Annotated in this window: 12 protein-coding genes; 2 read left to right on the top strand and 10 right to left on the bottom strand. The window is 52.7% G+C overall.

Annotated elements, in window-relative coordinates; translation table 11 throughout:
- Positions 1-2 precede the first annotated feature (2 nt).
- From BV405_RS03445 to BV405_RS03435, 3 genes are read right to left on the bottom strand one after another with little or no spacing between them, the layout of a single operon-like run.
- A complete protein-coding gene (locus tag BV405_RS03445; protein ID WP_086479434.1) occupies positions 3-2,129 on the bottom strand; it encodes a hypothetical protein in 2,127 nt (708 codons plus the stop codon).
- A gap of 12 nt (positions 2,130-2,141) precedes the next feature.
- On the bottom strand, positions 2,142-4,340 hold the full coding sequence (locus BV405_RS03440; protein WP_086479433.1) for a hypothetical protein: 2,199 nt from the start codon (positions 4,338-4,340) through the stop codon (positions 2,142-2,144).
- A 2-nt stretch (positions 4,341-4,342) separates the two neighbouring features.
- Positions 4,343-7,702 (bottom strand): hypothetical protein, encoded by a 3,360-nt coding sequence (locus BV405_RS03435; RefSeq protein ID WP_086479432.1) that lies wholly within the window; start codon positions 7,700-7,702, stop codon positions 4,343-4,345.
- 418 nt (positions 7,703-8,120) lie between these two features.
- Here BV405_RS03435 and BV405_RS03430 point away from each other — a divergent pair, with 418 nt between their 5' ends.
- A complete protein-coding gene (locus tag BV405_RS03430; RefSeq protein ID WP_086479431.1) occupies positions 8,121-8,606 on the top strand; it encodes a hypothetical protein in 486 nt (161 codons plus the stop codon).
- 2 nt (positions 8,607-8,608) lie between these two features.
- On the top strand, positions 8,609-8,932 hold the full coding sequence (locus tag BV405_RS03425) for a hypothetical protein (protein WP_086479430.1): 324 nt from the start codon (positions 8,609-8,611) through the stop codon (positions 8,930-8,932).
- Between the two features lie 85 nt (positions 8,933-9,017).
- Here the strand turns inward: BV405_RS03425 and BV405_RS03420 are convergent, their stop codons facing one another.
- The 7 genes from BV405_RS03420 to BV405_RS03390 form a co-directional block, all read right to left on the bottom strand.
- Entirely contained in the window at positions 9,018-10,142 is a 1,125-nt protein-coding gene (locus tag BV405_RS03420; RefSeq protein WP_086479429.1) for a beta-ketoacyl-ACP synthase III, read from the bottom strand.
- A gap of 375 nt (positions 10,143-10,517) precedes the next feature.
- The gene (locus tag BV405_RS03415) at positions 10,518-10,910 is read right to left on the bottom strand and encodes a Na+/H+ antiporter subunit G (RefSeq protein WP_086479428.1); all 393 of its coding nucleotides are present in this window, start codon (positions 10,908-10,910) and stop codon (positions 10,518-10,520) included.
- Between the two features lie 72 nt (positions 10,911-10,982).
- On the bottom strand, positions 10,983-11,252 hold the full coding sequence (locus BV405_RS03410; protein ID WP_086479427.1) for a K+/H+ antiporter subunit F: 270 nt from the start codon (positions 11,250-11,252) through the stop codon (positions 10,983-10,985).
- Positions 11,246-11,749 (bottom strand): Na+/H+ antiporter subunit E, encoded by a 504-nt coding sequence (locus BV405_RS03405; protein WP_086479426.1) that lies wholly within the window; start codon positions 11,747-11,749, stop codon positions 11,246-11,248. The genes BV405_RS03410 and BV405_RS03405 overlap by 7 nt, the downstream gene beginning before the upstream one ends.
- Positions 11,749-13,275, bottom strand: a complete 1,527-nt coding sequence (locus BV405_RS03400) for a monovalent cation/H+ antiporter subunit D (RefSeq protein WP_086479425.1) — start codon at positions 13,273-13,275, stop codon at positions 11,749-11,751. Before BV405_RS03400 ends, BV405_RS03405 begins: the two co-directional genes overlap by 1 nt.
- On the bottom strand, positions 13,275-13,640 hold the full coding sequence (locus BV405_RS03395; protein WP_086479424.1) for a Na+/H+ antiporter subunit C: 366 nt from the start codon (positions 13,638-13,640) through the stop codon (positions 13,275-13,277). The genes BV405_RS03400 and BV405_RS03395 overlap by 1 nt, the downstream gene beginning before the upstream one ends.
- Positions 13,641-13,642: 2 nt before the next feature.
- The gene (locus tag BV405_RS03390) at positions 13,643-16,441 is read right to left on the bottom strand and encodes a monovalent cation/H+ antiporter subunit A (protein WP_086479512.1); all 2,799 of its coding nucleotides are present in this window, start codon (positions 16,439-16,441) and stop codon (positions 13,643-13,645) included.
- Positions 16,442-16,650: the final 209 nt, after the last annotated feature.

Raw genomic sequence — 16,650 nt, 5'->3', positions numbered from 1 at the left:
GTTTAGTCCTCGTATCCCCAGTCATCGTAGGGATCATGTTCCGGTTTGCTGAAGCTGCTGTCGTTGTAAGGCCAGGGCAGCTGAGCAAGAAAGTCTGTCAGGGCAGCGGTATCGGCATGCAGCTCACGGATCACCGGCAATGTACGGCTGATGTGAAAGGCATCCACTAAGGCTTCTTCTACAGGCAGAGTATTAAAGTACTGGGCAACCACCGGCAGTGCTTCAGCGTGTTCACTCAGGGTGATAACCCCATCGCGCAAGGGCGCTCCCTGGGCGGCTATTGCTGTTTCATCTGAGGCTGTTTCATCTGAGGCTGCACCCGGTAAGACTTTTACTATGTCGGTGTACCGGCGAACGATCTCCAGCAGCAGGCGGAAGCCTTCCGTTGGTTGCTCATCGTCTGTGTTTTTGGCGAGCACGGCATAAGGGAAAAACTGAGCTTCACTCTGTTCGCAGCCCATAACATCGGCAAAGGCAAAATAGAGGGGTTGCTGGCGATGGCTCAGCTGTTGACCGATTTCCGGCATCAGGGTCAGAACCTGCTGCAGGGCATCAAGGCGACCCGGATTAGTATCCAGATCTGTGGTTTCGATCTGAATCCGACCGGTAACAGAGGGCACTGCCTGACGGGTTGGGTCGATCTGAACCGGCTCTGCGCTGTATGGCGAACAAGGCAGCGTGATACCGGCTTCTGTGTCATTTAAAGCCTGTTCGGCATCGAAGAGCTGCAGCTGACCCTGCGGATCCATAAGGGCAGAGAGGTCAGCGTAAAAATCCTGCCCCATTTCGTCATCACCCAGACGAAGATGCAGCTGCCGGAGGTTATCTGTTGTGCTGAGCCCTTTGATCTGAACCGGCGTAAAACCCCCGCTAAGATTCATAAAATAGGGCTGAACGGCTTTATCGCTGAAACTCTGTAGCCGTGCCAGGGAGGAAAGCTGCACCTGTCCGTTTGTCGGGTTGCGTTTAAGGGCGCGGATACAGCCATCATGCCAGGCCAGCCAGATCAGCTGATCGCTCGTGTCAGTTCTGTCTGCACAAATGCCGCTATCGACCAAAACACGACTATCAACAAAAACGCTGCTCAGGGTGGTCAGATAATCCTGCCATTCATCACTTTCTGAGGAGCGGATGTTACCTTCGGCGATATTGTTCAATACCTCGGTAATGTTTTCAGCATCATCCTGTTCAGCGATCTGACCGCCGGTCATCCGGCGAACCGTCTGACTCCAGCTGGTATGTTTTTCAGATTCTATTTCAGACTCTGCTGCTTCCAAATCAATGGCTGTCAGAGCAAAACTGTAGAGCGATTCTCCGTTGTGCTCGGTGATCTCTACGCCATCTGCTGCCGGAGTGAAAACCTGTTTTGTACTTGCTGAGTAAAACAGAGCCGGTTTGATGGAAATATCATCCGGGACCGGTTTAAACGGGCAGGGCAGATAGCGACAGGCGGAGTCCTGATCCGCATCCGGGTCGATCAGCAGCAGCCCCTGACGCCGGTCGGCAAAACGGCCTTTGTCGTTGCGGGCATAAAGTGCCAGTTTGCCATCGCTGCGCAGGGTCAGGCTGGCTTCCTCCGGCGAGAGTTCATCAACCTCGTCATAGGGTATGGCGATAGAATACTTCAGCGCGGGCTGGGGTTGGCTATGATCGGCTTCCCTATCACCCTTTAACAGGGCATCCAGATCGTAACCCAGCAGGTGCTGTCCGCGACCTCTCTGATCCCGGATGCGGCCATAGACCCAGATCAGGTTACGGGCCGGGTCAAAACAGGCACCGGGCATGCCGGTCAGCTTTAGATTGGCCAGCGGCTGCAGCAGCTGAATCAGGCGTGGGCTGCTAACTGTTTCGGTTGCCGCTGTCGTTGCCGTTGGCAGCAGATCAGCGGCGAAAAACAGGCCATTTTGCAGCAGGGCGATAAAGCGCTGGGGCGTTTCTAACAGTTCGAGCAGAGGCAGGCTGCAGTTTTCGCTCTCTGCCAGTTCATACTGCTGCTGCAGTTGCTGATTGACGATCACCTGAATCTGCTGCAGGCCAACGTAGTCCAGCTTGCGCGCACGCAGCAGAACCGAGGCTTCTGAAGCGCTCCGTGTGCTGTTTGACTCGGTATGCTGAAAAGTAGGGCACATAACCGTTTCCTTTTAATAATCTTTGCCGTTAAACGGCCAGATCAGCCCGTCAATAAAGTTTTTATAGGCCCGGCTTTTCAGCAGGCCTTGCCCGTATTTGCGGTCGATCATCGGCAGCAGCTCTTCAATGGCGAAGAAAGGGCAGTCGTCATCAATCACGGTCAGGTACTGGTTTACTAAGGGCAGATATTGCTCGCTGTATTCCGCCAGCGCTTTGACGGTGTAAGACAGAGCGGGAAGATTTTCTGCCGCACGCAGAAACTGCGGGTTTTTGGAGCGGATAAAACACTCAACCACCTCGGCCAGCAGGGGCGCGCACTCTGCTGCGGCACTGCCTGATAATGCTGTTTGGCTGAAGCTCTCTTCATCCGCCTCACGGCCATCCCGGTCCGTAAACAGCAGCTGGCAGCGGTCACCTTTTAAGGGCGTATCCGGGGTGTCCAGCAGGCGGAACTGTGCCGCCAGTTGCTGACAGCCCTGCAGCTGGCTTTCCGGCAGCGGCAGATAATCCACTTCAATCAGGATCTTGTTGGCGGGTTTGGGGGCAAACAGCTGAGTATCAATAATCAGCTCCGGTTTGCTCAGCTTCCGGTAGGGCACGCGCCAGGTATTCAGGGGATTCGCGTAAGGGTTCGTGCTTGTTTCAGCGTCATGCTGCATCTGTTCGAACAGAAGTTCATTGATGTTCATCTCAAAGAACAACCGGTTCGGGTTTTCAGAAGCTGATCCGGCAACCGCCTGCAGCTGGTAGTTATAGCGGTGGTAGGCAACATGATTAAGTGGGTTATCAACGGACTCTGATATTTCAGTCTGTTGTTTCTCCAGCTGGTAGAAGCTGCTGAACTGTGCAGCGTTTTCCGGAGAGGCTACTGAGCCCAGCAACCCCTGCAGATCAATTTTCTGCAGCTTGCCGCTCCAGTTCAGCCAGAACAGACGGTTGTTATCGGTCAGAACGCTGGCAAACAGAGCTTCGCAGAAGCTTTCCAGTGCTTCGCTGAGCTCTTCGTCGTCGTTTTCGGAAGCTTTGGCTGCAAGCGGGTCAAAGTGCTGACAAAGCAGCTCAAATTCGTCATCGTCACAGCCGCTTTCTTTCTGAGTGAGGGCGTTAACCGGGCCCTGCCAGATCACTTCAAGCCTGTTCAGATCGATAATGCGCATAGCGTAAACCAGCCGAATCTCGTCATCATCCGAGGCCGGGGGCAGGGTCTGAGTGGCTTCCGGCGCGGGCAGAATCGCCAGCGGCAAAGGCTTGTCTGAGTGTTGCGGGCCAGCACCTGTTTGTGGGGCGCTATCTGTTTGCGGTGCAAAGCCTAAGGTAATCACCCGTTCCGGACGGAACACATCCGGCAGTTCCGGGCAGATAGCACCATCCGGACCGCGCAGCAGGTGGATGCTGTGTTGACCGCTTTGGCTGTTGATCCGGTAAAAGGCGATCGCTTTCTGTTCTTCGCGTCTGCGACGGCGTCTTCTGCGTCCTGATGTCTTGCTGGCCGCGTTGTTATCGGGACTGTTATCGGAGAGGGTATCAGAGCCTGGCTGAAGCTCTTCCGGTAGTTCTTCTTCGGTCAGATAGATAATCTGTTGTTCCGCATCGCCTGCTGCCGTTACCCGCATATGTTTGTGGGCGTGAAACTCCGGCAGCTGGAACGCCTGTATCGGTTCCAGCAGTTGGCCGGGGTCTGCGCTGGCAAGTGCCGCTGCGGTATTAATCCGCCAGCCTAAAACGATATCGCATTCATCCGAACTATAACGGCCTTCCAGCTGCAGCTGATCCAGATGAAACGCCTGCCAGAGGTCTGGCAGGTTTTTCAGCACGTCCAGGTCAAAACAACCGGAGAACCAGAACTGTTCCGGCATTTGCTGTGCTTCATAAGGGGTAAAACACGCGGAAGGGAGGCAGGCCTTCAGATCCAGATGTTGCTGTTGAATGTTACTTGCGCCTGGGTTAACGGCATCAAAAATACCGCAGAACAGACGGCCATCATCATCCAGAACCAGAAACGGATGGCGGTCGCTATCAGGTTGTAAAAAGAGTTCTGCTGCCAGCAAGCGGTTGTCGCTGCCGGTCAGTTCCGCCTGCCAGAGCAGACGTCGGCCGTTTTCCTGACCATCAGCGGATGACCAGGGCTGAACAAAGCGCAGCAGATTCCAGCCGCTGCTTTCCCGCAGAATATCCAGAATTGGGGCGTGTGATGGGGTTCCTGTAGCCATTTTTATTCTCCCTTTCCGGACTGAAGCAGGTTTTTAATTTTTTCCAGCGCGCTGATAACAATCAGGCTGACGCCTTTGGAGCTGTCTTTCTGCATGCTTTGCAGCCCCGGTGCGTGCTTAAGCGCATCCGTTGATGCCAGCCATTGGGCCAGCTGCTGACGGTCTTTGCTGCCGACCACCTTATCCAGCTTGGGCAGAGGCCCCCGACTTGCCTGTTCTGAGATATAGTCCAGTGCGCCGTTATCGTAGGCAAAGGCGATCAGGCTGGCTTTGGGCACGTCCAGATTTTCCAGACGTTCCAGTGCCCACAGGGTGACCTGCTGGCGCAGCTGGAGACTGGCGTCATAATCAGCGTGGCGGACATTGCCGATGATGTCGTGGCTCTGGCGCTCGGTCATCGGCAGCTTTCCGCTGGCGATCTGATTCGCCACGTAGGCGCTTTCCAGCTGTTCGATCATCTTCAGGCCCCGGGCGCTGTGGTTCAGCATCAGCTCCAGCAGGCGGTTGCTTTGTTCGTCTGCTAACAAAGCCCAGATATAGGGCTGGGGACCGGCGACATTATCACCGGCGGAGGAGGAGCTCAGGCGCTGTTCCAACTTGTCTTTCAGCGTTTTCTGCAGCGCCTTGCGATCCGGTTTTTCTTCGGCGTTCAGATACGCCAGTACCTGAGTGGTCAGTTCCTGACCCTGCTGGCGCTTGGCGGCCGCTTCTTCTTCCCAGTCAAGGTTGGAGTCCACCTTGCTGTGCAGCATCAGATAGCCGGTCAGGCTCTGTTCAAAGCTGTGTTTGATATCATCCCAGGGCAGGTTGAGGGCGTGCTCAAGTCCTGTTTCCTGATGACGGCTTTTAAGGTCGAGATAGAACTGAATACGCTCCGCTTCACTGCGCTTTTGCAGGGCGGTAATAAAGGCGGCGTATTGCTTGCGGGCAGCGGCCTCCATCATGGAGCTGCTGTCCGGGTCGATATCGGCAAAGTGATCCAGCATGCCGACATAGCGCTGCCAGAAACGGCTGTGCGCCGGACGGTAACCGCCAACCCGGGCGTCACTTAACAGCTGAAATACTTCCAGATCAGCGCTGTCGGCACCGGTTTTCTCCAGCTGCTGGTAAACCTCATGTTCAAGGCTTTCATCGTTAATAGCGTGATAAAGCGGGTAGTCGCTGTAGGTTTTTATCACCTGTTTAATCACCGCCTGCGGAGCGACTGCCAGCAGCAGACGCCAGAGACGTTGGCTCAGCAGAGCGGTTTCTGCCGGCAGGTTCAACATCCAGCCGCCGATCTGACTGTAAAACAGCGCCAGAATGCCGTACTGGAAGCCGTTGCGGTGCCAGAACAGGTGGTATGCCGGTTGCTGATCGGAAAAACGACAACCTTCGCGGCCACCGCCGATCATCAGGATCTTTTTCAGCTGTTCAGTCATCGCCTGATGACGGCCAGAGGCGAGGCTCTGCTCAACGCTTTCGCCGTCGTTAACGGTCAGATAGCTCAGTAGCGGCTCAGGCAACTGCTTTTGTAGTTGTCGTGCCCGGTTGTGGCTGTAGGATTCTTTATCATCCTCATCGCTCTCACACTCCTCGGCCAGTGCTTTGCTCAGAAACGGCATCAGCTCACGGCTCAGCCACAGGCCCATCTTTTCACAGATGCCATCGGGCAGATTGACGTTGGTGGTGCACCAGGCGGCGTAGGTGATGGTAGCGGCATTCACAGGCCAGAGGTCAGGCTGAAGCACGCTTAAACGCTGGCGTGCGGCTTCATCCAGTTGCTGCAGCCTTTGTAAGCGGATCACGTCGGCGGTCAGGTATCTCACTTCCTGGGTAAATTCAGCGATATGCTGGCTGTCATCCGCCGGTTGCTGCTCAAAACGCTCGGCAAAAGCCTCTTCACTGATAAAACCGAAGTTATTGCTCAGATCCCGGCGCTGCTCCAGTGACAGCTCAGGTTTGCCGATTAAGCGCCAGAACACTTCCGCAAGCCGCAGGAAACCTTCCTGACGCTCGACGGCAGAAAGACGCTCCAGAGCGGGCAGTTCAGCGCCGGGGGTTAAAAACTCGTGCCGGATCTCTTTCAGGAACAGGTGAAAGCCCTCCTGAACTTCGCGGATCTCAAAGGGCAGCTCCATCCAGTCGGAAAAATTCAGCAGAAAACCTTCGTGGTAGATCTCGCCAATATAACCCTCGTTATTGCAGGGCAGGGCGGCCAGTCCGTTTAACAGCTCAACCGGATCAGGGTTTTGCAGGTTATGCTCGATATAGGCTCTGAGCTGCTGGCCCTGAGGGCGGGAGCCGATAAACTCCAGCAGATTAAGCAGCTGTCGTTCATGCAGCGCATCACCATTCTCATCGTTTTGCAGGTGGGCATTGGCGACCACCACCAAAGGCTGGGTGGCGTCTGCTTTGATCGCTTGGTAGAGGACCAGTGCTTCCTCTTCCAGCGTGTTGCCCGTATCTCCGCCAAAGGGCTGCTGATTAACGGCGTCGTACCACTCGTCCTCGTCATAGCGGTCGACGTCCACCGGCCAGTTAAAGTCCAGCGACTGATAAAAAGTGAGTACCGGGTGCAGCTCTTCCAGAGAGCTGTCATCGTGATAGGCCAGCAGTGGGCGCTCAAGCAGACGTTCTTTCAGCAACGCTTTAAAACGGTTGTAGCGTTCAGGGTTATTACGCAGGTGTTCCGCCAGAGACTCGAAATCTTCTTCATCCTGGCCGTTAAAATTAAAACGGCTGCGGAACATGGGGTTGTCACACCAGAGATAGGCGCGCAGCAGGTTGTCGCTCCAGCCTTCGTTTTCCAGAAAAGGCAGCACAGTGCCATCAAGGCTGTTCAGGTGTTCGTAATCCCAGTAGGGGATCACAAAGCTGGTGTACAGCGGCAGGGTTTCCGGGTATTCCAGAGCCAGCATGTACAGGGCTTCAAGGCCAAAGGCGTACATGTCATCGACCCAGAAATCGCTGCTGTCGTTACGCTTGCGGGCGTAGGCGACGATCGCTTCTGCGGTGGCGATCAGCTCTTCTTTCAGCTCTTTATTCAGAGCAGGATTCTGTTCTATCAGATTCAGGGCAGCGGCAAACAACAGAGGTTCACTGATGTAGATCTCGCTGTCGGCTTCAATTCTGCCCGGCAGCCCTTCGTGACGGATCAGGCGGAAGGCCTGGCTCAGCAGTTCTTTTTTGGCACCGGCATCGGATATTTGCAGGCGACGGCCTTCGGCATGTTCAAACTCAATATTGAACTGGCGGGTGATGCCTTTCTGAAACGCGTCTTCGCTTTGCAGCAGATTTTGGTATCGGTTCAGGGCGGCGCGCAGGCTTATCGGGTCGGTCGGGTTGACCGCGACACGGATATCCTTATCAAACTGCTTCATTGTGGGGAGTCCTGGGAATTTAAGTTGTGCCGAATTTAAAAGAAATGCAGATATGGTGCAATCACTCTACTGTGGGCTAACTCGCTGTTTTTATTGGTCTGTTTTCTGAATGGCAATTTATATCCCGCTTATAAAGTACATTTTAAAGGGGCTGCGGAAGGTTTTTCTGGTTCTGTGCCGTTTGGCCGGATAGCTTTTGGCGGAATGTATCGATTTGTAAGTGATTGGAAGCTTGTGAACCAGTTCTCCGGATGACTTTTCTGTTTTAAAGCTTGAGGGGCGATAATTAATTCAACGAAGACTTAATTTTTGGACAGAAGGCTCGGTTTGTTCTTAAATTGTTTGCTCTAAAAAACTGGGTGACTGTTTCGGTAACTCAGTTTCATCTTTAAAGCTTTATAAATGCAAAGGAATTTCTATGGATGGCAGTGTGCAGGAAGCAGTGGCGAAGGCCCTTGCTAACGACCCCGCCCTTTATGCACTTCTGGTTGCAGCGTATCTGCTGCTGTTTCGGGCTAAAAGTGAGAAGGGTAAAACGCTTTTTATCGGCTTGTTTCTGATGGGAGCGCCTCACTATATCTACACCGTTGTCTTCGCTTCCAAAGACCTGATGTATGACTACGAACTGCTGAGTTATCTGCCAATTATTGATTATCTGCGCTACATCGGTGTTGTGATGTGTGGCTATGCGATTCTCAGTCAGGCTTCCATTCTTAAGGCGAAGTTGGAAGCCCGTAAACCTGTGTCCGCGCCTCCTGCTTCAAGTCTGCCGCCTCAGTTTCAGCGTAACCGAGACCTTTTTGAGAGTCGAATAAACCGCAGCCGCCCAGAGGGTGAGAGTGCTGATCGCTTGTCATCAAGGGATAAGTCTGATGATTCTGAACAACGGGGTTGGGGAAGATAAATATGGATTATTCTGCTGAAACACTTCTGATGCGTATGCTTGAAGACGTGTCTTTTTATTTGCTGCTGATTACGATGGTGCTTCTGTTTGTTCGCAGAAATTTCTGGATCAGCCTGTCCGCTGTAGGGATGTTTCTTTACTTTACCCCCTTCTTTATGGCGACCCTGTTTGCACCTCTGGTTTACAAAGAAGAGTTGGCGATAAGCCGTGATGAGTTTGTTTCTCAGCTGACGAATGGCTTTGCTGCTATCGGTATTCTGATGGTCGCTTTTGGCTTTTATAAACTGGTATCTGAGTTCGAAAAGAGCAAAAGCCGGGATCGCTAATCGTTCAGGTAATGAAGAATATTGCATAAAAAACCGCCTTAATGGCGGTTTTTTTGTTGATGCTAAGAGCGTCCGGATGAACGGCTTAAAGCTTTTCAATCACCAGACTACCAATGGAGTAACCGGCACCAAAGGAACAGATAACACCTTTATCACCTTTCACCAGATCCTTGTGGTTCTTGTTGAAGGCGATCAGAGAACCCGCAGATGCGGTATTGGCGTATTGGTCCAGCACGATAGGGGCTTCATCAGCAGATGGATCGCGTCCCATCAATTTTTTACCGATCAGGGTGTTCATATTGATATTCGCCTGATGCAACCACCAGCGGCGGATATCACTATTGTCGTTGCCAGTTGCTGCAACGTGATCAGTAATGTGCTGAGCTGCCATCGGGCATACTTCTTTAAACACTTTACGGCCGTTCTGGTGAAACAGCTTGTCTGCAGAGTACGGGTCTACATCGGTTACGCGGGACAGATAACCGAAGTTTGAACGGATATTATTGGAGTAGCTGGTTTGTGCTTTAACGCCCAGAATTCGGTAAGCGTGCTCTGAATTGCAGCTGCTTTCCTGCTCCAGAATGGTCGCTGTGGCTACGTCACCAAAGATAAAGTGACTGTCACGATCCATATAGTTCACCTGAGGTGAGGTCAGCTCTGGATTGATCACGAGAACGGCTTTGGCCGTCCCTGCGGCAACCATCTCATAGGCGCGGTGTAGAGCAAAAGTGGCTGCTGAGCAGGCTACCAGCATATCAAAGCCAAAACCTTCAATGCCCAGTGCATGCTGAACTTCAATGGCGATAGCTGGGTAGGAGCGTTGAGTGTAGGCGCAGGACACGATTACGGCATCGATCTGGTCTGCTGTTTTGTTTGCTTCTTTCAGAGCAATTTTGGCTGCGTTTACTGCCATTTCTGCCTGATGAGACAGCTCTTCATCGGAGCGTTCTTCAAGAACCGGGCGCATACGCTCGGGATCCAGAATACCTTCTTTAACAAACGCGTAGCGGGATTTGATGCCGGAGGCTTTCTCGATAAATTCAGCGCTTGAGAAGGGCTTTGCTGTTAGCTCACCCGCTTCAATTTCTGTAGCGTGACGCTCGTTGTAAAGCGCTGCATAGGCGTTGTAGCTTTCCACCAGCTCTTCGTTGCTGATGCTGTTTTCCGGATTCCAAAGACCAGCACCGCTGATCACAACATTATTTTGCATTTTAACTTTCACCTGTATCAGTCAGTGCAACCTATAGCTTTTGGCTCGTTGAAATTCATCTCATAACGAACTGAGATTCAGGGCTTGTTCAGGATTAGCCTGTGAATCAGAGCATAGTTGCTTCAGGTTGATTTTGAGACGCGTAACGGATCTTTGGTGCCGGAAGAGGGTTTCTGGCAAGACGGCCGATACTGACAGATCTACAAACAAATCAGTGTTTCAAACGTGTGTATGAATTGGATTTTGCCTTAATCTGACTGTCAGGTCTATGGTTGCGTTTAAAACAGGCAAAAAATAACCCCGCAAGCCGTAACTTGCGGGGTTATTTTTGTTTGATGATCAGCTCTGTTCTGCAACAGAGTGGAGGAACGGCACCTAAGGTAGCTTGGTGTCGCGTTCTTCCTGATGATCATCAGGAGCAGCCTGACGGCTGGCAGGCTCGATCAGTTCCTGACCCTGAGTACGTTTCCAAGCGGGCAGATCATGGTGCATTGCAGTTTTGGCGATCATATTGGCCGAAACAGGTGCTGTGATCAGCAGGAAGAGTGTGATCAGCAATTCATGCACAGAGATTGTTCCCTGCAGAACACTGGATACCACTGCCGAAACCAGCAGTAAACTTGCAATGCCCAGTGTTGTTGCCTTGGTAGGCCCATGCAGGCGGGTATAGATATCAGGCAGACGAACCAGACCGATCGAGCCGATCAGCAGGAAAGCGCCTCCGAATACTAGGATGAGGGCGACAATGCCCTCCAGCCAGGTTTCCATATTTCACCTTAAATTTTCAGAGCAGGAGCCCGGCTCCTGCTTATTGCATTAGGGTTAGGGTGCTGATCTTTCTTATTCGATCAGGTCGCCACGCAGCAGGTATTTGCACAGTGCGGATGTACTTACAAAGCCCATCATCGCAATCAGCAGTGCTGCCTCAAAATAAAGACCCGTACCCATGTTGATGCCGTACAGAATGATCAGCGCAATACTGTTAATGCACATGGTATCCAGTGCCAGAATGCGATCCTGAATGCTTGGGCCCTGAACCATTCGCCACAGGTTGAGGATCAGCGCTATACAGATCATCGCAGCGGTAAAATTAATAGCCCAACTTAACATCCCAGAATCTCCTTCAGCGGTGCTTCATAACGCTTCTTGGCCTGATCGATCAGCTCCTGAGGATCATCCATGTGCAATGCGTGAACGTAGAGCCATTTTCGATCTTCAGAGATTTCGGCACTGACCGTACCCGGGGTCAGGGAAATAGTACTGGCCAGCAGCGTCACTCCAAGATCAGAGGTGATATCCAGTGGAATGGCGACAAAGCCCGGCTGTAGTTTTTTCAGTGGGCCAAGCACCATCATGGCAACTTCGATATTGGCAACGATGATGTCCATCATCACCATGAAGAAGTAGCGTACTGTCAGCCAGGGCTTTTTGATGGTCGGGTGTCCGTGCTTCAGGATGGACACCAGTTTCGGGATCGACCAGCCAAAGAAAAGAGCCAGCAGGATATGGCCAAAGGCCAGTGTGTTATTCAGCAGCAGCCAAACCACCAACAGCAGGAGGCTGTGAAATGGCATCGGCAGAAAACGGGATTCTCTTACCGTAAACATTAGTGATCGCCTCCGGTATGTAGGGTGCTTTCAGGCAGAAGAGCATTTACGGATTGGGTCAGATCGTGCAGTTGCTGGGCGGCATCGGCGGTAAACTCAGTGACAAAACCACCAAAGATCACCAGCAGCGGTGAAGCGGCCAGCAGCAGCGCAATACCCGCAATCTCAAAGGGATGTGCTTTATCATCACTGGATGGTGCGGTGGTGACACGCCAGAACAGGGTGGTACCTGCACGGGAGATAGCAACCAGCCCCATCAGACTGCTTACCAGAATCAGCGGCCAGATCCAGATGATCTCAGCGGTTGATTCAGCAGCACGCATGATCAGAACCTTGCCAACAAAACCAGACAGTGGCGGCAGACCGATAATAGCCAGAGCGGCAATCACAAAGGCAAAACCCAGTAGCTTAGGCTGAGCCATCGCACGGGATTTCACGAAACGGTCTTCCGCTTTACCACGCTGACGGGAGATCAGATCTGCAATCAGGAAGAGTGCACCGGTAACCAGCGTACTGTGCAACATGTAGTACAGTGCTGCAGAGGTTGCTTTCTCGGACTGAAGTGCTGCAGCAATCAGCAGAGTACCTGCTGAGATCACCACAAGGTTCGCGGTCATAACACGCAGTGTCGGACTTGCGAAAACACCCAGAGTACCGATTGCCAGAGTGCCCATCGCCATTGGCCAGAGCCAAGGCAGTGCGATATCTGCCAGCAGATTCGCCTCTTCGCCAAAGATCAGCGTATGAACGCGGAAGATACTGTAGATACCAACCTTGGTCATAATAGCGAAGAGGGCTGCAACAGGGGCTGAAGCGGACGAGTAGGTGCGCGGTAGCCAGAAGTGCAGTGGTAGAAGGGCTGCTTTCAGGCCAAATACCAACAGCAGCAACAAACCACCGGCTTTGGCCAGAATCGCTTCTGCTTCACCCAGATGACGTACCTGAATTGCCATATCAGCGATATTCAGGGTGCCCAGCGTGCCGTACAGAATACCCAGACCAAACAGGAACAGGCTGGAACCGATCAGGTTCAGAATCACATAGTGAACCGCCGCCTGAGTCTTCTGTTTACCACCACCGTGAACCAGCAGGGCGTAGGATGCGATCAGCAGAACTTCGAAGAATACGAACAGGTTGAAGATGTCGCCGGTCAGAAACGCACCGTTGATCCCCATCACCTGGAACATAAACAGAGGGTGGAAGTACTGACCGCCTTTGTCCTGACCGGCACAGGCGTAAAGCAATGCACCGGCACAAAGCACTGAAGTCAGCAGCACCAGCATAGTAGACAGACGATCAGCCACCAGAACGATGCCGAAAGGCGGCTGCCAGTCACCCAGAACATACATCTGGGTGCCTTCAGTTGCTGCGGTCATCAGTAGCATGGCGGCAAAGATAATCTGTGCGGTGACAGAAACCAGAGCCAGTCCGCGCTGACGATTCAGAATGTCTTTAAACGGTGGCAGCAGAAGCAGTGCACCGGTAAATAGAGGGATCAGAATCGGAAGAATAGCCAGATGCTGCATTATTGTCCCCCCGTACGACGAGGAAGACGTGGCTTAGGCGCTTCAGGCAGGCGGCCATCCACGTGGTCGTTACCCAGATCGGCCCGGGCACGCATTGCCAGAATTACAACAAAGGCTGTCATTGCAAAACCAATTACGATCGCAGTCAGAACCAGTGCCTGAGGCAGTGGATCACTGTATTGCTCGGACTGTCCCAGAACCGCAGCCGCATTCAGTTTCAGGCGGCCGCTGGCAAACAGGAACAGGTTAACTGCATAAGAAAGCAGTGTCAGGCCCACAACCACGGGGAAAGTCCGTCCGCGAAGGGCTAAGAAAATACCGCAGGCCGTCAGCAGGCCTACGCAGAAAGCGTATAGTCCTTCCATTATTAATCGTGCTCCTTCAGTACAGGACGTTCACTGGTCGTCAATTTACCGAGGTTTGCCAGAATCAGCATGGTTGCCCCTACAACGGTCAGATATACCCCGAGGTCGAACAGCATGGCGCTTGCCAGCTCAAATTCGCCCACCAGAGGCAGATGGAAGTGATCAAACCAGGAGGTCAGGAACGGACGGTCAAAGAACCAGCTGCCCAGACCTGTCAGAGCCGCAATGGTGATACCGCTGCCGATCATCAGTTGATAATCCAGCTTCATACGGGCTTTGATCCAGTCAACACCGTGAGCAATGTACTGCTGAATAATGGCTACAGAGGTGATCAGACCGGCAATAAAGCCACCGCCCGGCATGTTGTGACCACGCAGGAAGATATAAGCGGATACCAGCAGCGCCAGAGGCAGAAGGCTCTGAGAAACCACCGACAGCATCAGAGGGTGGCTGTCTTTCGACCATGGACGGCCATCACCATCACTGGCAGGCATATAAAGGCGCATACGGGCGATCAGTTTGAAGATACCCAGTGCCGCAATACCCAATACGGTGATCTCGCCCAGCGTATCGAAGCCACGGAAGTCCACCAGAATCACGTTCACCACGTTGGTACCGCCGCCACCGGTCTTACTGTTTTCCAGGAAGAAGGTAGAGATACTTTCCAGCGGACGGGTCATCATGGCGTAGCTGATGGTACCGATGACACCGCCGATTACAGCAGCAATACCCAGATCACGAGCTACACGCTTGGGCGAGGACTCTTTTGGCGTGGTCTGCGGCAGGAAGAAAAGTGCCAACATCAGCAGGATTACGGTTACCACTTCCACAGCCAGCTGCGTCAGTGCCAGATCCGGTGCTGAGAACTTAGCGAACATCAGAGATACGATCAAACCAACAACGGAAAGCGCTACCAGGGCCACCATACGTTGACGGTTCCAGATCACAGTTGCCAGCGCGCCGATTGCCAGCAGGACAGCACCCGTGATGGAGATCGCATCAACCGGGATTTGCGGGCGATGGCCTGCGGTTGCGTTCAGATCCAGCAGAGGCTTGGCCATCATGACCATGGCCAGGCTCAGCATCATATAGCTGTAACGCTGAAGTGAGCCGTTCTCTGCCAGTTCCATAAAGCGGGTAATCTGCTTATGGATCATCTGAATGATAGCTTCGAAGACCAGTTTCGGATCGTTCTCAGGGAACTGAGCCTGGAACTGGAACAGTTCCTTACGATTAACATAAACCGCAATACCACCAGCCAGTGCAATAAAGCTCATCAACAGCGGGAAGTTAAAGCCGTGCCAGATCGCCAGACTGTACTCAGGTACAGCACCCTGCAGAGTTGCCGCAGACGCTGTGTAAAGCAGATCACCGATTACAAAGGTCGGCAGAACACCCACTAACAGGCACAGCGCAACCAGAATCTCGACCGGAACCCGCATGTAGCGCGGTGGCTCATGAGGCGTTTTTGGCAGATTGATCGGCTCGCCGTTGAAGAATACATCGTGAATAAAGCGCAATGAGTAGGCGACAGAGAAAACACCGCCCAGTGTTGCAAAGACGGGAACCATCCAAGACAGAGAACCCAGAGAATCCTGATGCAGAGTTTCTGCGAAGAACATCTCTTTCGACAGGAAGCCGTTAAGCAGTGGCACACCGGCCATTGCTGCAGCAGCAACCATCGCCAATGTCGCGGTGTACGGCATGTATTTCCACAAACCGTTCAGCTGACGCATATCCCGCGAGCCGGATTCGTGATCAATGATACCCGCAGCCATAAAGAGTGACGCTTTAAAGGTTGCGTGGTTAATGATGTGGAACAGGGCTGCGACTGCAGCAAGCTCCGTACCCATGCCCAGCAACAAGGTGATCAGACCCAGATGACTGACGGTTGAGTAAGCCAGTAGGCCTTTCAGGTCATGTTTGAACAGGGCAACGTAGGCACCGAGAAGCAGTGTCGCCAGGCCTGTCATGCTTACAATCAGGAACCACAGCTCTGTACCGGAAAGTACCGGATACATACGGGCCATCAGGAAGATACCCGCCTTAACCATGGTTGCTGAGTGCAGGTATGCACTAACCGGGGTTGGTGCCGCCATAGCATGTGGCAGCCAGAAGTGGAACGGGAACTGAGCAGATTTGGTGAACGCGCCCAGCAGAACCAGAACAAGAATAACCGGGTAAGCCGCATGTTCGCGGATCAGATCGCCACTGGCCAGAACATCATGCAGGCTGTAACTGCCGACAACGTTACCGATCAGCAGAACGCCCGCCAGCAAAGCCAGGCCACCGGCACCAGTAATGGTCAGTGCCATACGGGCACCTTTGCGGGCTTCGGTCTTGTGCCCCCAGAAGCTGATCAGCAGGAAGGAGCTGATACTGGTCAGTTCCCAGAACATCCATAGCTGGATCAGGTTGTCTGACATCACCACGCCGAGCATGGCGAACATAAAGAGAATCAGATAAGCGTAGAACTTACCCATCGAATCTTTTTCCGACAGGTAATAGCGTGCGTAAAGCACGACCAGTAAACCTATCCCCAAAATCAGCAAGGTAAAGAGCAGTGCCAAACCATCTAAACGGAACGCAAGCTCAAGTCCCATCTGAGGAATCCAGCCGAAGCTTTGGCGAACGGTTTCACCTTCAAACACCTGAGGCGCAAGCTGTAAAACCAGAACTAAAGCAAGGGCGGGAAGGCCTGCAGTAAGGAAAGCGCACGCACTGCGGCTAAACCTCGATGCAAAGAGTGGTACCAGGGTTCCCAATAAGGGTAACAGTGGTATCCAGATCAGGTCATTCAACAAGGGTAGCTCCTGTTTTGTCCATCTTGTTGTTCAATCGTCAAAGGTCTGATTGATCGATAGTTACTTGCCATTTATGGGGTGGTTCGACCGTAATCTGTTGATTACGTTCATAATTATAATTAGGTGTATTTTTTTTATTCTAACTGCTTTTTTTTGTAGCTGCACGGGGCGGCCACTGACAAATATAGAGGAAGAATACTAAAAAG

Origin of the sequence: Oceanospirillum sanctuarii (genome assembly GCF_002150805.1) — a bacterium.
Lineage (GTDB): Bacteria > Pseudomonadota > Gammaproteobacteria > Pseudomonadales > Halomonadaceae > Oceanospirillum > Oceanospirillum sanctuarii.
This window is presented reverse-complemented; position numbering and strand designations above follow the sequence as displayed.